Source organism: Streptomyces sp. NPDC000941, from assembly GCF_053599555.1.
This window is the reverse complement of sequence record NZ_JBSFMM010000082.1, coordinates 1-20284: the sequence shown is the minus strand read 5'-3', so window position 1 is coordinate 20284 and position 20284 is coordinate 1. Positions and strand designations below refer to the sequence as shown.

The window sequence follows — 20284 nt, the reverse complement described above, 5'->3', positions numbered from 1 at the left end:
AGTACTTGAGGCCAAAAACTTCTCCGAAAGGCGAAATTGGCATTCCGTGCCGTGAAAGTAGGCACGGGGTGCAGCGCCAGATGGGCGTCAGGCGCGCGGCGCGCAGCCCAGCACATGCTCCTTGACGAGCTCCGCCACCCGCGGGTCCCGGCGCCGGAACGCGTCCACGACGGCCTGGTGCTCCTCCGCGTACGACTCCTGGCGGGTGCCGAGCCAGCGGATGGACAGTGTGGTCCAGATCTCGATGCCGAGCGATTCCCAGGTGTGCAGCAGCACACTGTTGCCGGAGGCCCGGACCAGTTCGCGGTGGAAGGCCACGGTGTGCCGCACCTGGGCCTCGCCGTCGGATCTTCGGTCCGCCTCGTACAACGCCGCCACCTCGGGTTCCAGGGCCGAGGTGTCCTCGGCCAGCCGGGGCGCGGCGAGCTCCGCCGCGATCTGCTCCAGACCGGCCCGCACCGGGTAGATCTCCTCCAGGTCGGCGGCCGTCAGATTGCGGACGCGTACGCCCTTGTTGGGTGCGGACTCGATCAGCCGCAGCGTCTCCAGCTCGCGCAGCGCCTCGCGCACGGGCGTCTGGCTGACCTCCAGCTCGGTGGCGATCCGGCGCTCCACGATCCGCTCGCCCGGCTTCCAGCGCCCGCTGACGATGCCCTCCACGATGTGCTCGCGGATCTGCTCGCGCAGCGAGTGGACGACGGGATGGACCATGGCACTCCTCCGAACGGTACTGACATGACAATACGGCGGGCGGACAGACGACGGCGCCCCCACCCGGATCTCTCCGGGTGGGGGCGCCGCCGTCAGCTGTGAGGCCTCAGAGGCCGAGCTCGACCTCGAACTCGCCGGCCTCCAGGATCTCCTTGACCGCCGTCAGGTAGCGGGCGGCGTCGGCGCCGTCCACCAGGCGGTGGTCGTAGGAGAGCGCGACGTACGTCATGTCGCGCACCGCGATCGTCTCGCCGAGGTCCGGGTGGTTGATGACCACCGGGCGGCGGACGGTCGCGCCGATGCCCAGGATGGCGACCTGGTTCGGCGGCACGATGATCGTGTCGAACAGCGCACCGCGCGAGCCGGTGTTGCTGATGGTGAAGGTCGCGCCGGACACCTCGTCCGGGGTGATCTTGTTGGACCGGACCTTGCCCGCCAGCTCCGCCGTCTTCTTGGCGATACCGGCGAGGCTGAGGTCACCCGCGTTCTTGATGACCGGGGTCATCAAGCCCTTCTCCGCGTCGACGGCGATGCCGACGTTCTCGACGTCGAAGTAGGTGATGGTGCCCTCGTCGTCGTTGATCCGGGCGTTGATGGCCGGGTGGCTCTTCAGCGCCTGGACGGCGGCCTTGACGAAGAACGGCATCGGCGAGAGCTTGACGCCCTCACGCTGCGCGAACGACTCCTTCGCCTGGGCCCGCAGCCGCATGAGCTTGGTGATGTCCACCTCGACCACGCTGGTCAGCTGCGCCTGCGAGTGCAGGGCCTTCATCATGTTGTCGCCGATGACCTTGCGCATCCGCGGCATCTTGATGGTCTGGCCACGCAGCGGCGAAGGGGCCGCGGCAGCGGCCTTCGGCGCAGCCGCGGCCGGGGCGGCCTGGGCCTGCGCGGCCTGGGCCTGCGCGGCAGCGGCGGCCTTGGCGGCCTCCGCGGCGGCGATGACGTCCTGCTTGCGGATACGGCCGCCGACGCCGGTGCCCTTGACGGTGGCCAGGTCCACGCCGTTCTCCGCGGCGAGCTTGCGCACCAGCGGGGTCACGTACGCACCCTCGCCCTCAGCGGCAGCCGGAGCCGCAGCGACCGGAGCCGGAGTGACCGGGGCCGGAGCGACGGGGGCCGGGGCGACCGGAGCGGGCGCCACCGGAGCCGGGGCAACCGGGGCGGGCGCCGGAGCGGCGGCCACCGGGGCCGGAGCCGGGGCGACCGGAGCCGGAGCCGGGGCAGGCGCCGGAGCGGCGGGGGCCGGGGCGGGAGCCGCGGGGGCGGGCGCGGCGGCCGGAGCGGCGCCTGCGGCACCGATCACGGCCAGCTTGGCGCCGACCTCAGCGGTCTCGTCCTCGGCGACCAGGATCTCGAGCAGGGTGCCCGAGGTCGGAGCCGGAATCTCGGTGTCGACCTTGTCGGTGGAGACCTCGAGCAGCGGCTCATCGGCCTCGACCGAGTCCCCGACCTCCTTGAGCCAGCGGGTGACCGTGCCTTCGGTCACCGACTCGCCCAGGGCGGGCAGCACGACGTCGGTGCCCACGGCCGCGCCCGCGGGGGCGGCGGCCGGAGCGGGCGCCGGGGCCGGGGCCTCGGCGACGGGGGCCGGGACGGGCTCGGGCTGCGCCACGGGGGCGGGCTCGGCCGCGGGGGCGGGGGCGGCGGCCGGGGCCGCGCCGCCGTCGTCGATGACGGCCAGCTCGGCGCCGACCTCCACCGTCTCGTCCTCGGCCACCTTGATGGAGGTGAGCACACCGGCCGCGGGGGCCGGGATCTCGGTGTCGACCTTGTCGGTGGAGACCTCGAGCAGAGGCTCGTCGGCCTCGACCCGCTCACCCTCGGCCTTCAGCCAACGGGTGACGGTGCCCTCGGTCACGCTCTCGCCGAGCGCCGGCAGGGTTACGGAAACCGCCATGGTTTCGGTTGCTCCTAACGATCTGTACGGATTGTTCGCGCTCGGGACTAGTCGTGGGCGTGCAGCGGCTTGCCGGCCAGAGCCAGGTGGGCCTCGCCGAGCGCCTCGTTCTGAGTCGGGTGGGCGTGGATGAGCTGCGCGACCTCGGAGGGCAGCGCCTCCCAGTTGTAGATCAGCTGAGCCTCGCCGACCTGCTCACCCAGGCGGTCACCGACCATGTGGACGCCGACGACGGCGCCGTCCCGCACCTGGACGAGCTTGATCTCGCCCGAAGTCTTGAGGATCTTGCTCTTGCCGTTGGCCGCGAGGTTGAGCTTGAGGGCCACGACCTTGTCCGCGCCGTACAGCTCCTTGGCCTTGGCCTCCGTGATGCCGACCGAGGCGACCTCGGGGTGGCAGTAGGTGACCCGCGGCACACCGTCGTAGTCGATCGGCACGGTCTTCAGACCGGCCAGCCGCTCCGCCACCATGATGCCCTCGGCGAATCCGACGTGCGCGAGCTGGAGCGTGGGCACCAGGTCGCCGACGGCCGAGATGGTGGGCACGTTGGTCTGCATGTACTCATCGACGAGGACATAGCCGCGGTCCATCGCGACCCCAGCCTCCTCGTAGCCCAGGCCCTGCGAGACCGGGCCGCGGCCGACGGCGACGAGCAGCAGCTCGGCCTCGAAGGTCTTGCCGTTCTCCAGCGAGACCTTCACACCGTCGGCGGTGTGCTCGACGCCCGAGAAGCGCGCGCCGAGGGAGAACTTGATACCGCGCTTGCGGAAGGCGCGCTCCAGCAGCTTGGAGCTGTTCTCGTCCTCGACCGGGACGAGGTGGGGAAGCGCCTCGACGATGGTGACGTCGGTCCCGAAGGACTTCCATGCGGAGGCGAACTCGACGCCGATGACGCCGCCGCCCAGCACGATCGCGGACTTCGGAACCCGGTCCAGGACCAGCGCGTGGTCGGAGGTGATGACGCGCTCGCCGTCGATCGCCAGGCCCGGCAGGGACTTGGGCACCGAGCCCGTGGCGAGCAGGATGTGGCGGCCGGTGTAGCGCTGGCCGTCGACATCGACCGAGGTCGGCGAGGACAGTCGGCCCTCACCGGTCACATAGGTGACCTTCCGGGAGGCGATCAGGCCCTGCAGACCCTTGTACAGGCCCGAGACCACGCCGTCCTTGTACTTGTGCACGCCCTCGATGTCGATGCCCTCGAAGGTGGTCTTCACACCGAACTCAGCACCTTCACGGGCCTGGTCGGCGATTTCACCGGCGTGCAGCAGAGCCTTGGTGGGGATGCAGCCGCGGTGCAGGCAGGTGCCGCCTACCTTGTCCTTCTCGATCAGGGCGACGTCCAGACCCAGCTGCGCCGCGCGCAGGGCAGCGGCGTAACCGCCGCTACCGCCTCCGAGGATCACTAGGTCGAAAACGGTGCTGGCGTCGTTCGCCACGTCACGTCCTCCATGCATGGTGCGCCGGGGCCGGCCCTCGTTGGCCGGGCGGCTGTTGTTGGGCCGCGTGTTGCTTTCGGCCCTGGTGTCGGGGGCCCTGTCCTGCCGAGACAACATCTTCGCACTTGTTGACGGGAGGCGGGACGCGGGGCCGCTGTGTGACATATCTCCAAACCCCTGTTCAGGGGTTACTCGCGCGTACTGCGTGCGTAGCGGGGCCGGATTTCGTTTACGGCGAAATCCGCGGGCCCGCACGGAGCGGCCGGGCCCCGCACGGAGTGGCCGGGAGGCCCCGTGCGGGTCGGCCGGGTCCCGCCGACGACGTCGTCAGGACCCGGCCGGTGGCGGCTCAGCCCAGGTCGCCGGCCGCGGTGCGCTCGGCCAGCCGCACCAGGGTGCGGACCGCGGAGCCCGTGCCGCCCTTGGGGGTGTAGCCGAACGGACCGGACTCGTTGAAGGCCGGACCCGCGATGTCCAGGTGGGCCCAGACGGTGCCGTCCTCGACGAACTCCTTCAGGAAGATCCCGGCCACCAGGCCGCCGCCCATCCGCTCACCCATGTTCGCCAGGTCGGCCACCGGCGAGTCGATGCTCTTGCGCAGGTCCGAGGGGAGCGGCATCGGCCAGGCCTGCTCGCCGGTCTCCTCCGCGATCTCGTGCAGCGAGGTACGGAACGCCTCGTCGTTCGCCATGATCCCGAACGTACGGTGGCCCAGCGCGAACACCATCGCACCGGTCAGCGTCGCCACGTCCACGACGGCGTCCGGCTTCTCCTCACAGGCGCGGGTCAGCGCGTCGGCCAGCACCAGCCGCCCCTCGGCGTCGGTGTTCAGCACCTCGACGGTCTTGCCGCTGTACATCGTCAGCACATCGCCGGGGCGGGTGGCCGAGCCCGACGGCATGTTCTCGGCGAGCGCCAGCCAGCCGGTCACATTGACCCGCAGGCCCAGCTTCGCGACGGCCACCACCGTGGCGAACACGGCGGCCGCGCCGCTCATGTCGCACTTCATGGTCTCGTTGTGGCCGGCCGGCTTCAGGGAGATGCCGCCCGAGTCGTAGGTGATGCCCTTGCCGACCAGGGCCAGGGTCTTCTCCGCCTTCGGGTGCGAGTACGCGACCCGGACCAGGCGCGGCGGGGCCTCCGACCCCTGGCCGACGCCCATGATGCCGCCGTACCCGCCCTTCTTCAGCGCCTTCTCGTCCAGCACCTCGGTCTTGAGCCCGTGCTCCTTCGCCGCCTCCAGCACGGCGGCGGCGAAGATCGCGGGGTTGAGCAGATTCGAGGGGGTGTTGATCAGGTCGCGGGCGCGGTTGATCTCGGCGGTCAGGGCGATGGCGCGCTCGGCCGCCGCCTTGAACTCCTTGTCGCGCGGCTTGCCGCCGACCACGGCGACCTCGGCGAGCGGGGCGCCGTTCTTCTTCTCGCCGCTCTTGGCGTTGGCGCTCTTGCCGCCGTTCTGGGCGGCCTTCTGGTTCGCCTTGTACGAGTACGCGCCGAGCAGCGCGCCCTCGGCGACGGCGGCCGCGTCCGCCGCGTCCGCCACCGGCAGCGCGAACGCGCCCTTCTTCGAACCGGACAGCGCGCGAGCGGCCGCACCGGCCGCGCGGCGCAGCGCCTCGGCGTCGTAACCGTCGCCCTTGGCCGGGGCGTCGCCGAGTCCGACCGCCAGCACGACCGGGGCCTTGAGGCCGGACGCGGCGGGCAGCTTGGTCACCTCGCCATCCGCGCCGGTCGCCCCGAGGGTCTCCAGGACGGAGGCCAGCTTCCCGCCGAAGGCCTGGTCCACGGCCTCGGCGCCGGGGGCGACGACGGGGCCCTTGGCCCCCTTCGCCACGCCGACGACGACGGCGTCCGCGCGCAGCGTCGCGGCGGAGGAGGTGCTGAGAGTCAGAGATGTCACGGTGATGGGGTCCCTCTTCCGGATAGTTCCTCGGCCGACGTGGGGTGTCCCCGTCGAGACAGGGACGGGCCAGCCGCGCCCTCGGCATCGTATGCGCGGGTCACCAGGTGCCCGAGCGGCGGGCTGTCGCGGGCCATCGCGAGGGTAACTCTCCCGACGCCACCGGCGTGCGGGCTCGCGAGGACGGACGAGTTACGGGCACCCTCGCCGGCAGCACGCCCGGTGGCGGCCTGCGGGGCCTTCGCGTGTGGTGCGGCGGTGCGGCGGCGGGGATGCGGCGGGGATGTGTGCGGCGAGGGCCGCCTGCTTCTGCCCGCGCCGCCGGAGGGGAGCCGCGCCGTCCAGTCCGTGGACGGGGTGGTGGCGCGTGGAGGTGTGTGGCGGCGCGGGGTGGGCGGTTGGCGCGGTGGGTGGTGGGTGCCTGGGCGGGGGCGGTGTCCGGCGGCGTCGGCCTGGGCCTGAGGCCCCGGCCGAAGGCCCGCCTCGCCGACGCGGCCGGGCTGGAGCAGCGCGGCCGTGCCGGCCGTGCTTGCCGGCCGGGGCCTTGGGCCCTGGCCGGTCGGCCAGGGCGTCAGTCGGCGACTGGGCCTGTACGCGGCGGGGGCGGGTCCGGTGCGAGGCCGCCCCTGCGCCTCTCGGCCATGGCCGGGGCAGAGCAGCCCGGCGGGCGAAGCGTGGCGGGCCGGGTCAGCCGAGGGCGGCGGCGATCAGGGCCGTCGTGGTGGCCGTTTCGGCGAGGGCGCCGAAGACGTCGCCGGTGATGCCGCCGAAGCGTCGGCGGCAGTGGCGCAGCAGGAGTTCCGCGGCGCCCAGCGCGGCGAGGACGGCGAGTGCGTGGTGCACCGCCCCGTACGCGCCGAAGGCCGCGCCGCCCACCGCGCATACGACGACGGACACCGCCGCCGCGCCCAGCGCGGGCCCTGCGGGCACCGCCCCCGCGACCGCCGCGCCCAGCCCCTCCGGGCGTGCCGCGGGAACCCCGTCGCGCGCCGCGAGCGTCAGCGCGCACCGCGCCGCCACCCCGGCCGTGGCCGCCGCCACCGCGCCCTGCGGCCAGCCCGCCCCGTACAGCTCGGCCAGCGCGGCCACCTGCGCGAGCAGGACGAACAGCAGGGTGATGACCCCGAACGGCCCGATGTCCGACTGCTTCATGATGCGCAGCGCGTCGTCCGCCGGCTTGCTGCTGCCGAGGCCGTCGGCGGTGTCGGCGAGCCCGTCCAGATGCAGCCCGCGGGTCAGCACGGCGGGCACCGCGACCGTGCCCACCGCGGCCAGTAGGGCGCCGCCGCCCAGGAGCAGCAGCGCCGCGCCCACCGAAGCCGCGCAGAGCCCGACCGTGAGCCCGGCCAGCGGGGCGTACAACATCCCGGCGCGCGCTGCCTCGCGGTCCCAGCGCGTCACACGTACGGGGAGGGCCGTGAGCGTGCCGAAGGCGAAGCGGAGCCCGTCCTCCCAGGAGGCGTGCGGGGGGTGGGGCGGGGGCGGGGGGTTCGACGGGGGTGCGGGGCGGGCCGGTTCGGCGGGCTCGTCCGCCTCGGTCGGCTCGGTCGGCTCGCTCAGCTGGTCCGGCTCGGTCGGCTCGGTCGCAGCCTCAGGCGCGTCCGTGGGCTCCGGAGGCGCGGCGGGCCGTGGCGGGGCCGTGGGTCTCGGGGGCTCCGAGGGTCCGGGGGGCCCGGGCGGGCGTGCGGGGGACTGCTCCGGCGTGGTGTCCATCGGGTCGCAGGCTATCGCGCACCCTGAAAGGCCATGGGGCACTGGTGGTATCGGAACATCGTGGAGCCCGGCAAGCTGCCGCTGCTCCTCGCCCTGACCTCGTTCATCCTCTCGTTCGTGATCACCCGCACCATCACCCGGCTCATCCGGGCCGGCAAGGGGCCGTTCCGCAACATCGCGCCCGGTGGGCTGCATATTCACCATGTCGTCCCCGGCGTCGTGCTCACCGTCATCGGCGGCTTCGGCGCGATCGCCGGTGCGCAGACCGAGTTGTGGGAGTACCTGGCGGCGGTGGTGTTCGGGGTGGGCGCGGGGCTGGTGCTCGACGAGTTCGCGCTGATCCTGCACCTCCACGACGTGTACTGGACCGAGCAGGGGCGGCAGAGCGTCGAGGTCGTCGTGATCACCGCGGCACTGGTCGGCCTGGTGCTGAGCGGCTTTCTGCCGTTCGGGGTGAACGAGGTGTCAGCCGCCGAGCGCCACGACCGCGGCGCGGTGATCGTGAACGTCAGCGTCAACTTCCTGTTCGCCCTGTTCGCGCTGGCCAAGGGCAAGCCGCGGATCGCGGTGCTCGGTGTGCTGGTGCCGCTCCTGGCGCTCGTCGGCGCGGTCCGGCTGGCGCGGCCGGGGTCGCCCTGGGCGCGGCGCCTCTATCGCCGCAGGCCGCGGGCGCGTCGGCGGGCGCGGCACCGGGCGGAGCGGCATGACGCGCGCTGGAGCGGGGTGCGGCGGCGGTTGCAGGACTGGATCGGCGGGTTCTCCGAGCCGGGCTCCTGACGGCCGTCGGCCCTGCTCACGTAGATCCCGCCCCCGTCAGCGCGGCGACTCGCGACGTGCCGCCGTCGTCTCCAAGCGCTTGCGGTTCAGCCACTTGGGCAGCCCCGGCGCCTCCAGGAACCCCTCGGCCCGCGCCGCCGCGATACCGATCCGCGGCAGGTCGGTGCTCTTCTCGAAGAGCAGATAGCGGGGCTCCCAGATCGGCCGGTACTTGGCGTTGGCGCGGTAGAGCGATTCGATCTGCCACCAGCGGGAGAAGAAGCTGAGCAGCGAGCGCCACAGCCGCAGTACGGGGCCGGCGCCCAGCCTGGACCCGCGCTCGAAGACGGACCGGAACACCGCGAAGTTCAGCGAGATCTGGTCGGCGCCGACCTCCTTCGCCCGCTGGATCAGCTCCAGCACCATGAACTCCATCAGCCCGTTGTCCGAGTCCCGGTCGCGCCGCATCAGGTCCAGGGAGAGCCCGTGCGAGCCCCAGGGCGCGAAGCTGAGCATCGCGCGCTGCCTGCCGTCGCGGTCGGCGCAGTCCAGCAGCACACAGCGGCCGTCGGCGGGGTCGCCGAGCCGGCCGAGCGCCATGGAGAAGCCGCGTTCGGTCTCGCCGTCCCGCCAGTCGTCGGCGAGCCGCAGCAGTTCGGCCATCTCCTCCTCCTCCTCGGGGATGTCCTCGTGGTGGCGGATGCGGACCGTGTAGCCGGCGCGCTTGACGCGGTTGTAGGCCTGGCGCACGGTGCGCATGGCGCGCCCCTCCAGGGTGAACTCCCCGGTGTCGACGATCGCCTCGTCCCCGAGTTCGAGGGCGTCCAGGCCGTGTCGCGCGTACACCGTGCCGCCCTCCTCGCTCGCGCCGATCACGGCCGGGGTCCAGCCGTGTTCGCGGGCCTCGGTCAGCCATCGGTCGATGGCGCCGGGCCATGCCTCCGGGTCGCCGATGGGGTCGCCCGAGGCGAGGGAGACGCCGCTGACCACCCGGTACGTCACGGCGGACTTGCCGGTCGGCGACCAGATGACGCTCTTGTCGTGGCGCAGCGCGAAGTAGCCGAGCGAGTCGCGGTCGCCGTGCCGCTCCAGCAGCGCGCGCAACTGGCGCTCGTCGTCCGCGGAGATCGGGTCGACGACGCGGCGGGAGCGGAAGGCCACGTACAGCACGAGCAGGAGCAGCGCCGTGCTCATGATGTTGATGGCCACATTCGCCCAGCCCGGGGTCTGGATCCCCTCGAAGCGGCCTTCCAGGGCCGCGAGCGAGATCAGCCGCAGTGTGCCGTAGTGCCAGCGGTCCAGGAACGAGGAGCGGTAGTCGTCGGGCGCGGTGTTGGTGAGGGTGACCAGCGCGGTCGCCAGCAGCGAGCCGATCAGCAGCCCGCTCACCGCGACGACGGCGGCGAGCTTGGGGTTCGAGCGGTCGCCCTTGGCGTAGAACTCGCGGCGGCCGATGAGCAGGGCGACGACGAAGACGGCGGTCAGGCCGAGCGAGATCCAGTTCTGCGGGTGACGGGCGACGGGCGCCTGGGTCAGGGCGAGTGCCAGCAGCGGGACGGTCAGCCCGCCGAGGACGAGATTGAGGATCCAGGCGGCGCGCTTGCGGCGGCGCATGGTGATCGCCAGGAACATCGAGAAGGCGCCGGAGAAGAAGCCCGCGGTGAGGAGGTACGGGGTGAAGTACTGGTCGACGTTGTGGCGCCGGATGTCGTTGCCGAAGGACACCCACACCGCGCCGAGGAAGTTCAGCGCGGTGACGGCGCGCAGATACCAGACGGCGAAGGCGGCGGAGCGGCGCGGCCAGGGGCGGCCGCGCCGGGTGGCCTCCGCAGTCGGCTTCGAACGGACCTCTCCCATGTCGTGAGCATATGGGGAGGAGGTCAGGTGATGTCGTCGGCCGCCGGGGCGTCAGCGTCCTGCCTGTCGTCCTGCCCGTCGTCCTGCCCGTCGGGCGCCGGGTCGGGCCGCTCGGGCAGCTCGGCGGCGAGCGCCGCGGCCGCCTGTACGAGCGGCAGGGCCAGCAGCGCCCCGGTGCCCTCGCCCACGGTGACGCCGTGGTCGAGCAGCGGGTCGAGCGCGATCCGGTCGAGCGCCTTCTCCTGGGCCGGCTCGCCGCTGTTCTGCCCGGCCAGCCACCAGTCGGGCGCGCGGAAAGCCACGCGCTGCGCCACGAGCGCGCAGGCCGCGGAGACCACACCGTCGAGGATGACGGGGGTGCGGCGTACGGCGCTCTGGAGCAGGAAGCCGGTCATCGCGGCGAGGTCGGCGCCGCCGCTGGTCGCCAGCAGCTGCAGCTGGTCGCCGAGGACGGGGCGGGCGCGGCGCAGCCCGTCACGGATGGCCGCGCATTTGCGCATCCAGGCGAGGTCGTCGATGCCCGCGCCGCCGCGGCCGGTGACCACGGAGGCGTCGGTGCCGCACAGCGCGGCGATCAGGGTGCCGGCGGCGGTGGTGCCGCCGACGCTCACATCGCCGAGGACGACGATGTCCGTACCCGCGTCGGCCTCTTCGTCGGCGATGGCCATGCCCGCCCGGAAGGCCTGCTCGGCCTCCTCCAGGGTCAGCGCGTCCTCGATGTCGAGACGGCCGGAGCCGCGCCGGACGCGGTGGCGGGTGACCTCCTTGGGGAGGTCGTCGGGGTCGCAGTCCAGGGACATGTCGACGACGCGTACGGGCACGTCGTAGCGGCGGGCCAGGATCGCCACGGGGCTCTCGCCGTCGAGTACGGCGCGTACGAGCCGGTGGGCGGTGCCTGCGGGGCGGGCGGACACGCCCAGCTCCGCGACGCCGTGGTCGCCGGCGAACAGCACGACCCGCGACCGCTCGACGGGCTTGACGGGTACCCGCTGCTGAGCGGCCGACAGCCACTCGCCCAGCTCGTCCAGGCGCCCGAGCGTCCCCGGGGGCAGCGTCAGCCGCTCCCGGCGCTCTTCGGCATCGCGCCGGACGCCGCCGTCGGGACGCTCGATCAGGTCGACGAAGTCATCGAGATTCAGACCGCTCACGGGCGAAACCCTACCGGGGGTACCCCGATGGTGTGGTTGGAGTGCGCGAGCGGGGCCGTTACCTTCCGCGCAGACCATCGTTTGACCTGACGTATCCGCCGTGTGCTGGACATGCGCACGGTCCCCGTCGTCGACCTCGCGGCATGTGTTCGTGCGGCTCGGCTCAGCGTCCGACGGGGCGGCAGTCCCAGGGTGCGTGAGCCTATAAGGGCCCGCGCAGACCAGACGCCGGCACCGCTGCAGCCAGTGGCGGCGCAAACGGGCTCTGAAGTGCGGGATCGGCCGGACTCGTCCGTGCTTGTTGTCGCTTCCACCCTGCGGGGCCACGCGATAACCCAGGATCCTTAAGAGTCTCAGAGACGCTGTTCCGGACCCGCAGGACGGCCTGGCGGGACATCCAGGGGATCGAGATCGAGGGCTATCCGCACGCGTCGGCCGATCGGACGCGGCCCGCGGCGATCGTCGTGGTCCACCACCGCGACGGTCGAAAGATCACGCTGCCTCATATCCACGACAAGCGCGGGCTGTCGGTGCGCCAAGAGGTCCTGGCCATGCGCGAGATCTGGGAGCGGCGGCGCGGCGGCGAGGACTGATGCTCTGATGCCCGGCCGCGGCGTTCAGCCCCGCAGGGGGAGGGCCTGGCCGGCCACGATCAGCAGGACCTGTTCGCACTCGGCCGCGAACGCGGCGTTCAGACGGCCGAGTTCATCGCGGAAGCGGCGCCCCGACGCGGTCGCGGGGACCACACCGGAGCCCACCTCGTTGCTGACGGCGACCACCGTGCGGGTGGTGGCCCGGAGGGCGGAGACCAGGGCGTCGACGCGTTCATGGAGGGCGCGCCTGCCGCCGTGGGCCCAGGTGCCGTCGTCCCAGGCGCCGACGGAGTCCATCGCGTCGGTGAGCCACAGCGCGAGACAGTCGATCAGCAGCGGCCCGCCGTCCCGCGCGAGCAGCGGCGGCAGATCGCAGGTCTCGGTGGTGCGCCAGGAGCCGGGGCGGCGCTCGCGGTGGGCGGCGATACGCGCGGCCCAGTCGGGGTCGCCGTCGCGGGTGCCGCCGGTGGCCACGTAGAGGACATCGGGGAACGCCGCGAGCCGCCGTTCGGCCTCCAGGGACTTACCGGAGCGCGCGCCGCCCAGGACGAACGTACGGCGCGGCAGGTCCGGCACCGCGTGGTACTCCCCGACGACGGCCGTCTCCCCGTCCGGCACGGCCCGCGCCCCCGCCGCCGCGAGCCGGCGGTGCAGTTCGGGGCCGGGCGGGACGGTGTGGTCGAGGTGGACGGCGAGGACGTCGGTGGTCGGGCCGACCGCCCCCGTGGCGCGGAGCTGGGCCAGCGCGCCGGGGCGGCCGAGGACGTCGAGCAGCACCATGTCGTAGGGCTCGGCGGAGTCGGTCAGCCCGGCCGGGGCCGCGCCGGGCGGGAGGTAGAGGAGCCGGGTGGAGTCGGGGCCGGTGACCTCGTAACCGGTGCCGGGGGAGTCCAGCGGAACGGCCCGCACCCGGTGGCCGCTGATCAGGGCCAGCTCCCGGCCGTCGGGGACCCGGCCCGGCGCGGGCAGCCCGGCGGGGAACTCGACGGCCGGGCCCTCGTGGGGGTGTGAGAGAAGCACCTGTACGACGCCGGTCAGCGAGTATCCGGCGCGCGCGGCGGCGAAGGCCGCGCCGGGGGTGAGGTCGAGCAGCAGCGCACCGTCGATCAGCAGGGCGGTCGCGGCCCGCGCCTCGTCGCCCACGGCGACGGCACAGGCCGCGCAGGGGCAGCCGTGGCGCGGCAGCCCGGCGGGGGCTCCGGTGCCCAGGAGAGTGAGTTCCACGCCCTGATCGTCTCGCGTCCCGGTGTGGTGGGCGCGCTCAGGTCACCCCGCCGGGAGTGATCAGTCCCATAGGCTGCTGGGCAGACATCATGTGACCGGCGGGATGGAGGAGGCGGACATGGCATGGACGTGGCGGTTCGAGAAATCCGACGGTACGGAGACGAAGCCCGCGGTGCAGCCCGACGAGTTCCCTACGCAGGGGGACGCCGAGTCGTGGCTCGGAGAGGAGTGGAGGGCCCTGCTGGAGGGAGGGGCGGAGCAGGTGACCCTCTTCGAAGACGGGTCGAAGATCTATGGACCGATGAGCCTGCACGCCGAGGAACCTGCGAGCCGAGTAGCCGAGTAGCCGAGTAGCCGAACGGTGATGTGAGGTGAGGGTGCGCGGCTGACTCAGCCGCGCACTCCGCACAGGTGCAGCAGCGCCGCCACCGCGCGGTACGGGTCGGTGCGCCCGGCGCGGTCCTCCGCCGTCAGCAGCTGGTCCCAGTCGTCGGGGACAGGCGCGTTGTCGGGGGCCTGGTCGGTGAAGACCCGCACGCCGTACCAGGTGTGCAGCGGTGTGCCGATCGCGGTGAGCGTGGTGGTCAGCGTCTCGCGGCGGTCGGCGCGGGCGGCCAGGCCGATGCGGTTGGTGTAGACGGGGGAGTCGAAGGCGGCGAGCGCGGTGGCCCAGTCTCCCGAGAGCCCCGGCCGCAGCGCGAGCGCGTCGGCGTTGCGGACCAGGAGCGAGAGCAGGCCGCCGGGCGCCAGTACGCGGGCCAGGGCGGCGAGCATCGGGTCCGGCTCGGGCACGTACATCAGCACGCCATGGCACAGGACGATGTCGAAGGCGCCCGGCAGGAAGTGCGCGCCCGTGTCGCGGCCGTCGCCCTCGATGAGCCGCATCCGCTCCCGGATGCCCGCGGGCTCGCGCGACAGGGCCTCGCGGACCGCGTCGAGCATGGCCGGGTCGGATTCGATCCCGGTGACCTCGTGGCCGGCCCGGGCCAGCCGGAGGGCCTGGGTGCCCTGGCCGAGGCCGACGTCGAGGATGCGCAGCCGGCGGCCCACCGGGAAGTGGGCCGCGATCTGCTCGTCGAGCTGACGGGCGACCAGCGCCTGCCGGACGGTGTTACGCAGGCTGCCGAGGCCGCTCAGCCAGCCGCTCGCCCCGCCCGCGAAACCGGAAGGGTCCGCGCTCAGGGCCGTTCTCCGCGCTTGACCTGCGGCTTGGGCAGCCGCAGTCGGCGCATCTGGAGCGTACGCATCAGGGCGTACGCCACCACGCCGCGCAGATTCTCGTCGGGGAACCGCTTGCGCAGCTGACGCTTGAGCTGGATGCCGAGGACGACCGAGTTGATGACGATCAGCAGGATGACCAGCATCCACAGCAGCAGCACATAGGTCTGCATGGCCCCGGCCTGGACCATGCTGAGGACCAGGATCACCACGGCCAGTGGCAGGAAGAACTCCGCGACGAAGAAGCGGGAGTCCACGTAGTCACGGGCGAAGCGGCGCACCGGACCCTTGTCACGGGCGGGCAGATACCGCTCGTCACCGCCGGCCAGCGCCTCGCGCTGGCGCGCCATGTCGGCGCGGCGGGACTCGCGCTGGCGCCGCGTCGCGTCCTTGCGGCTCGTCTTCGAGCTCGAATTCGCGAGGCTGCGGCGCTGCGACTGGGCCTCGCTGCGCTTGGGGGTCGGGCGGCCCTTGGGCGCCTGAGGGTCACGGGTCTGCTGCGGCTGGTCCGCGATCACCTTGGCGGTGGCGGCCTGCTCGTCCTTTGAACGGCTACGGAACACAAAGCCCAAGGGTACGGGTTTGCGGGTGTGGGCCCCAGCCCCTGGGGGAACGATCCGGCAACGGCACCGCCTCGGCACCGCGCTCGCCCTTGCTGCTCCTGACTCCTCCTTGCGCCGGAGGCGCCCGGGGATCGATCGTCCTGCAGGAGGAGCACGAGCGGGTCCGAACAGTGCGGTAATGGATGTAGGGCCCGTAGGCTGGGTCTGTTGGATGTGCTGGAGCCGGTAGTCCGTAGTCCGTCAGAAGGGGGCGCGCGAGGCCCATGAGCGGTGTCATGAAGCGTATGGGAATGATCTTCCGCGCGAAGGCCAACAAGGCCCTGGACCGGGCCGAGGACCCGCGCGAGACCCTTGACTACTCGTACCAGAAGCAGCTGGAGCTGTTGCAGAAGGTGCGGCGCGGCGTCGCCGACGTGGCCACGTCCCGTAAGCGCCTGGAGCTTCAGCTCAACCAGTTGCAGGGGCAGTCCGCCAAACTCCAGGACCAGGGGCGCAAGGCGCTCGCGCTGGGCCGGGAGGACCTGGCGCGCGAGGCCCTGTCCCGCCGTGCCGCGCTGCAGCAGCAGGTCACCGACCTGGAGACGCAGCACCAGACGCTGCAGGGCGAGGAGGAGAAGCTGACGCTGGCCGCGCAGCGGCTGCAGGCCAAGGTGGACGCCTTCCGTACGAAGAAGGAGACCATCAAGGCCACCTACACCGCCGCCCAGGCCCAGACCCGGATCGGCGAGGCGTTCTCCGGCATCTCCGAGGAGATGGGCGATGTCGGCATGGCGATCCAGCGTGCCGAGGACAAGACCGCGCAGCTGCAGGCCCGGGCCGGCGCCCTCGACGAGCTGATGGCCTCCGGCGCGCTCGACGACCCCTCCGGTATGGCCAAGGACGACCTCGCCGCGGAGCTGGACCGGATCTCCGGCGGCTCGGATGTGGAGCTGGAGCTGCAGCGGATGAAGGCCGAGCTGGCGGGCGGCACCCCGCAGCAGGCCATCGAGAGCGGGCAGAAGCAGGAGCAGCCCCGCCCCAACATGGACAAGTAGCCCTGGACACGTAGCCCCGGACACGTAGCCAGTCCATCGGGCCCCGAAGGAGGTCGTCATGATCGTACGGATCATGGGGGAGGGGCAGCTGAGGGTGGGCGACTCACACCTGTCCGGGCTGAACAAGCTCGATGACGAGCTGCTCGCCGAGGTGCAGAGCGGCGACGAGGACGGCTTCCGTCGCACGCTCGGCGCGCTGCTGGACTCCGTGCGCTCGCTGGGCGAGCCGCTGCCCGACGACTCGCTGGAACCCTCGGAGCTGATCCTGCCGGGCCCGGACGCGACGCTCCACGAAGTCCGGGCGATGCTCAGCGACGACGGCCTCATCCCGGGCTGAGCCGGGCTGAGACGGGCCGCGATGGCGCAGCGCTTACGGTTGGATGCCGTGACTCCCCTCGCCGTCGGGCCAGGTCTGGCCCGTCCGTACCGCTGGCTGACCGCGCATCCGCGCGCGCTGGACGCGCTGCTGGCCGTGGTCGTCTTCGCGCTGATGCTGATCGGCGCCGCCGCCAGCCCGCACACCGGCCAGCGCCCCATCGACCCGATCGACCCGCTCTTCGTGCTGCTGGCCGCGCTCGCCGCGGGCGTGCTGGTGCTGCGCCGCAGATTCCCGATCGGCGTCCTCGCGGTCACCGCCGCGCTCACCGTCGTGGAGGTGGTCACCGCCCATGACGGGCCGCCGCGCACCTCGATCGTGTTCGGCGTCGCGGTGGCCCTGTGCACCGTGGCCGTACGCACCGACCGGTCGACCACGCTGCGGGTCGGCCTCATCACCGTCGCCGTGCTCACCGGGGTCGCGATGCTGTTCGGGGTCAGCCCCTGGTACGCGCAGGAGAACTTCGGCATCTTCACCTGGACCGGTCTCGCCGCCGCCGCGGGCGATGCGGCGCGCAGCCGCCGCGCCTATATCGCCGCCATCGAGGAGCGTGCGGTACGGGCCGAGCGGACCCGCGAGGAGGAGGCCCGCCGCCGGGTCGCCGAGGAGCGGCTGCGTATCGCCCGCGAGCTGCATGACGTGGTCGCCCATCACATCGCACTGGTCAACGTCCAGGCCGGGGTCGCATCGCATGTCATGGACAACCGTCCGGACCAGGCCAAAGAGGCGCTCGCGCATGTACGGCAGGCGAGCCGCTCGGCGCTGGACGAGCTGCGCGCCACCGTCGGGCTGCTGCGGCAGTACGGCGATCCGGCCGCGCCCACCGAACCGGCCCCGGGCCTCGCGGTGCTGGACCAGCTCGTCGACGGTTTCGTCAAGGCCGGGCTGCGGGTGGACGTGGAGGCGGTCTCCCGGGACGGGCTCGGCCCGCTGGCGGGATCGGTGGATCTCACCGCCTACCGGATCGTCCAGGAGGCCCTGACCAATGTGCACAAGCACGCCGGACCGGACGCGAAGGCCCAGGTCCGTATCGTGCGTACGTCCGCCGTACTGCTGATCACGGTCGACGACGACGGGCCGTGCGCGGAGCAGCCCCCGGCGGAGGACCCCGGCGGCGGACACGGGCTGATCGGGATGCGGGAGCGGGTCGCCGCGCTGGGCGGCAACTGCGAGGCGGGACCCCGGCCGCAGGGCGGTTTCCGGGTCCGGGCGAGACTGCCTCTGCAGACGCGGAGAGGGGAGCCGCGTGAAAGAGGGGGCGTAGGGGGAGAAGGGGGCGAAGGGGAGTCATGACGATCAAGGTGCTGCTGGCCGACGACCAGGCGCTGCTGCGCAGCGCGTTCCGGGTGCTGGTGGACTCCGAGCCGGACATGGAGGTGGTCGGCGAGGCGTCGGACGGCGCCGAGGCGGTGGAGATCGCCCGCGACCGGGGCGCCGATGTGGTGCTGATGGACATCCGGATGCCCGGTACGGACGGGCTGGCCGCCACCCGCATGATCACCGAGGATCCGCGTCTCGAGGACGTCCGGGTGGTGATGCTGACGACCTTCGAGGTGGACGAGTACGTCGTGGAGTCGCTGCGGGCCGGCGCCAGCGGCTTTCTGGGCAAGGGCGCCGAGCCCGATGAGCTGCTGGCCGCGATCCGGATCGCGGCGGCGGGGGAGGCGCTGCTGTCCCCGGCCGCCACGAAGGGGCTGATCGCCAAGTTCCTGGCGCAGGGCGGCGGCCGGGACGGGGAGTCCGGCGCGTATGACGCGGCGCGTCTTGACGCGCTGACCGGGCGGGAGCGCGAGGTGCTGGTGCAGGTCGCGGGCGGGCTGTCCAACGACGAGATCGCGGCGCGGCTGGAGGTCAGCCCGCTCACGGTCAAGACGCATGTGAACCGGGCGATGGCCAAGCTGGGCGCCCGCGACCGGGCGCAGCTGGTGGTGATCTCGTACGAGACGGGGCTGGTGCGGCCCCGGGGGTGAGCGGACGGACCGAGGGCCCGGGGGTTGTTCACCGCCCGGGCCCTCAGCTCGCCAGTTGTTTCGTTACGGCAGGGCAAGCATGCGCTCGAGGGCGAGCTTGGCGTGGGCCTCGGTCTCCTTGTCGACCTGGATCCGGTTGACGACCTTGCCGGCGGCGAGCGATTCCAGGGACCAGACCAGATGCGGCAGGTCGATCCGGTTCATCGTGGAGCAGAAGCACACCGTGCGATCGAGGAAGACGATCTCCTTGTCCTCGCTGGCGAAACGGTTCGCCAGGCGCCGGACGAGGTTCAGCTCGGTGCCGATCGCCCACTTCGAACCGGCGGGGGCGGCCTCCAGCGTCTTGATGATGTGCTCGGTCGAGCCCACGTGGTCAGCCGCCGCCACGACCTCGTGCTTGCACTCGGGGTGCACCAGGACATTGACGCCCGGGACGCGCTCGCGGACCTCGTTGACGGAGTCGAGCGAGAAGCGGCCGTGCACCGAGCAGTGCCCGCGCCACAGGATCATCTTGGCGGCGCGCAGCTCGTCGGCGGTCAGCCCGCCGTTCGGCTTGTGCGGGTTGTAGACCACGCAGTCGTCCAGGGACAGGCCCATCTCGCGCACCGCGGTGTTGCGCCCGAGGTGCTGGTCGGGCAGGAACAGGACTTTCTCGCCCTGCTCGAAGGCCCAGTCCAGCGCCCGCTTGGCGTTGGAGGAGGTGCATATGGTGCCGCCGTGCTTACCGGTGAACGCCTTGATGTCGGCGGAGGAGTTCATATACGAGACGGGCACCGTCGCCCCGGCGACCCCGGCCTCGGTCAGCACGTCCCAGCACTCGGCGACCTGCTCGGCGGTGGCCATATCGGCCATCGAGCAGCCCGCGGCCAGGTCCGGGAGGATCACCTGCTGGCTGTCGCCGGTGAGGATGTCGGCGGACTCGGCCATGAAGTGCACACCGCAGAAGACGATGTACTCGGCGTCGGGCCGGGCGGCCGCGTCGCGGGCCAGCTTGAAGGAGTCCCCGGTGACGTCGGCGAACTCGATGACCTCGTCGCGCTGGTAGTGGTGGCCCAGTACGAACACCCGGTCCCCGAGCTCGGCCTTGGCCGCGCGGGCGCGCGCCACCAGGTCCGGGTCGGAGGGCGCGGGCAGATCGCCGGGGCACTCCACACCGCGCTCGCTCCTGGGGTCGGCCTCCCGGCCGAGGAGGAGCAGGGCGAGCGGTGTCGGCTGGACATCGAGGGGTTGGGCGGTGGTCACGTCACGCACCCTTCTTTCTTCACGGGGACCTATTAATCGTCAAAATGACGCTATCTATCATAGCTGCTTCATGTCAGTTTGACGATGCCCATCGCGTCGATGTGACGCATTCCGGAGCGCGGTCCGTGTATGCGAGCATGAACAGGCAGGAAGAAAAGCGCCCGCCCCGGAATGAATCCGGGACGCCATTGGTTTGAGCCGACGGCAAGCAGTCCGTACGACCCGGGAGAGAAGCAGATGACCGTTCAGGACGAGACCACCGCGAGCGAGGGCATCATCCTGTCCGACGCCGCCGCGTCGAAGGTCAAGAGCCTGCTGGAGCAGGAGGGCCGCGACGACCTCGCGCTGCGCGTCGCCGTCCAGCCCGGCGGCTGCTCCGGCCTGCGCTACCAGCTCTTCTTCGACGAGCGCTCGCTCGACGGCGACGTCGTCAAGGACTTCGGCGGGGTCAAGGTCGTGACCGACCGCATGAGCGCCCCGTACCTGGGCGGCGCCTCGATCGACTTCGTCGACACCATCGAGAAGCAGGGCTTCACCATCGACAACCCGAACGCCTCGGGCTCCTGCGCCTGCGGCGACTCGTTCAGCTGAGGTGTGACGCCGCAGGGGGGGGGGCCGGGCCCCGGCCCCCCGCGGCACGCGG

The 20284-nt window shown here is 72.3% G+C and carries 18 protein-coding genes and 1 pseudogene; 8 read left to right on the top strand and 11 right to left on the bottom strand.

Translation table 11 applies throughout. The features are described from left to right. Positions 1-87: 87 nt before the first annotated feature. The 5 genes from ACWDSL_RS25460 to ACWDSL_RS25440 all read right to left on the bottom strand — a co-directional run bounded on the left by ACWDSL_RS25460 (position 88) and on the right by ACWDSL_RS25440 (position 7507). The gene (locus tag ACWDSL_RS25460; RefSeq protein WP_089506224.1) at positions 88-711 is read right to left on the bottom strand and encodes a GntR family transcriptional regulator; all 624 of its coding nucleotides are present in this window, start codon (positions 709-711) and stop codon (positions 88-90) included. Between the two features lie 106 nt (positions 712-817). After that, positions 818-2611, bottom strand: coding sequence for a 2-oxoglutarate dehydrogenase, E2 component, dihydrolipoamide succinyltransferase (sucB, locus tag ACWDSL_RS25455; RefSeq protein ID WP_450489084.1), 1794 nt, complete (start codon positions 2609-2611; stop codon positions 818-820). A 47-nt stretch (positions 2612-2658) separates the two neighbouring features. Then, a complete protein-coding gene (gene lpdA / locus ACWDSL_RS25450; RefSeq protein ID WP_450489082.1) occupies positions 2659-4047 on the bottom strand; it encodes a dihydrolipoyl dehydrogenase in 1389 nt (462 codons plus the stop codon). 349 nt (positions 4048-4396) lie between these two features. Continuing rightward, entirely contained in the window at positions 4397-5947 is a 1551-nt protein-coding gene (locus ACWDSL_RS25445) for a leucyl aminopeptidase (protein WP_450489080.1), read from the bottom strand. Positions 5948-6634: 687 nt separating this feature from the next. Continuing rightward, positions 6635-7507, bottom strand: a complete 873-nt coding sequence (locus ACWDSL_RS25440; RefSeq protein ID WP_450489122.1) for an adenosylcobinamide-GDP ribazoletransferase — start codon at positions 7505-7507, stop codon at positions 6635-6637. A 186-nt stretch (positions 7508-7693) separates the two neighbouring features. Here ACWDSL_RS25440 and ACWDSL_RS25435 point away from each other — a divergent pair, with 186 nt between their 5' ends. Then, positions 7694-8437 (top strand): hypothetical protein, encoded by a 744-nt coding sequence (locus tag ACWDSL_RS25435; protein WP_450489078.1) that lies wholly within the window; start codon positions 7694-7696, stop codon positions 8435-8437. 36 nt (positions 8438-8473) lie between these two features. Here ACWDSL_RS25435 and ACWDSL_RS25430 read toward each other — a convergent pair whose 3' ends face one another. Beyond that, complete coding sequence (locus ACWDSL_RS25430; protein ID WP_450489076.1) at positions 8474-10273, bottom strand: phosphatidylglycerol lysyltransferase domain-containing protein; 1800 nt, start codon at positions 10271-10273, stop codon at positions 8474-8476. A gap of 23 nt (positions 10274-10296) precedes the next feature. Further along, positions 10297-11412: a nicotinate-nucleotide--dimethylbenzimidazole phosphoribosyltransferase gene (cobT, locus tag ACWDSL_RS25425; protein ID WP_450489120.1), complete on the bottom strand. Its 1116-nt coding sequence runs from the start codon at positions 11410-11412 to the stop codon at positions 10297-10299. Positions 11413-11768: 356 nt separating this feature from the next. On the opposite strand from cobT, the pseudogene ACWDSL_RS25420 reads away from it, so the two are divergent. Next, positions 11769-12014 (top strand): annotated as a pseudogene (locus ACWDSL_RS25420) (PH domain-containing protein); the annotation flags it as partial. A 24-nt stretch (positions 12015-12038) separates the two neighbouring features. Here the strand turns inward: ACWDSL_RS25420 and ACWDSL_RS25415 are convergent. Beyond that, entirely contained in the window at positions 12039-13238 is a 1200-nt protein-coding gene (locus ACWDSL_RS25415) for a bifunctional adenosylcobinamide kinase/adenosylcobinamide-phosphate guanylyltransferase (RefSeq protein WP_450489074.1), read from the bottom strand. A gap of 118 nt (positions 13239-13356) precedes the next feature. On the opposite strand from ACWDSL_RS25415, the gene ACWDSL_RS25410 reads away from it, so the two are divergent. Next, positions 13357-13584, top strand: a complete 228-nt coding sequence (locus ACWDSL_RS25410) for a hypothetical protein (protein ID WP_450489072.1) — start codon at positions 13357-13359, stop codon at positions 13582-13584. Positions 13585-13628: 44 nt separating this feature from the next. On the opposite strand, the gene ACWDSL_RS25405 is transcribed toward ACWDSL_RS25410, so the two are convergent. Then, positions 13629-14333, bottom strand: coding sequence for a class I SAM-dependent methyltransferase (locus ACWDSL_RS25405; protein WP_450489118.1), 705 nt, complete (start codon positions 14331-14333; stop codon positions 13629-13631). Positions 14334-14416: 83 nt separating this feature from the next. Continuing rightward, the gene (locus tag ACWDSL_RS25400) at positions 14417-15019 is read right to left on the bottom strand and encodes a DUF3043 domain-containing protein (protein ID WP_450489070.1); all 603 of its coding nucleotides are present in this window, start codon (positions 15017-15019) and stop codon (positions 14417-14419) included. 263 nt (positions 15020-15282) lie between these two features. Between ACWDSL_RS25400 and ACWDSL_RS25395 the strand changes: the two genes are divergently transcribed. The 4 genes from ACWDSL_RS25395 to ACWDSL_RS25380 are packed head-to-tail and all read left to right on the top strand — an operon-like array spanning position 15283 to position 18399. Further along, positions 15283-16053, top strand: a complete 771-nt coding sequence (locus tag ACWDSL_RS25395; RefSeq protein ID WP_078610686.1) for a PspA/IM30 family protein — start codon at positions 15283-15285, stop codon at positions 16051-16053. A gap of 58 nt (positions 16054-16111) precedes the next feature. After that, positions 16112-16390 (top strand): PspA-associated protein PspAA, encoded by a 279-nt coding sequence (gene pspAA / locus ACWDSL_RS25390; RefSeq protein ID WP_450489068.1) that lies wholly within the window; start codon positions 16112-16114, stop codon positions 16388-16390. 21 nt (positions 16391-16411) lie between these two features. Beyond that, positions 16412-17722, top strand: a complete 1311-nt coding sequence (locus ACWDSL_RS25385; protein WP_450489066.1) for a sensor histidine kinase — start codon at positions 16412-16414, stop codon at positions 17720-17722. Further along, complete coding sequence (locus tag ACWDSL_RS25380) at positions 17719-18399, top strand: response regulator transcription factor (protein ID WP_450489064.1); 681 nt, start codon at positions 17719-17721, stop codon at positions 18397-18399. Before ACWDSL_RS25385 ends, ACWDSL_RS25380 begins: the two co-directional genes overlap by 4 nt. A gap of 63 nt (positions 18400-18462) precedes the next feature. Here ACWDSL_RS25380 and nadA read toward each other — a convergent pair whose 3' ends face one another. Then, complete coding sequence (nadA, locus tag ACWDSL_RS25375; protein WP_450489062.1) at positions 18463-19641, bottom strand: quinolinate synthase NadA; 1179 nt, start codon at positions 19639-19641, stop codon at positions 18463-18465. A 237-nt stretch (positions 19642-19878) separates the two neighbouring features. Here nadA and ACWDSL_RS25370 point away from each other — a divergent pair, with 237 nt between their 5' ends. Continuing rightward, positions 19879-20232: a HesB/IscA family protein gene (locus ACWDSL_RS25370; RefSeq protein ID WP_450489060.1), complete on the top strand. Its 354-nt coding sequence runs from the start codon at positions 19879-19881 to the stop codon at positions 20230-20232. Positions 20233-20284 lie beyond the last annotated feature (52 nt).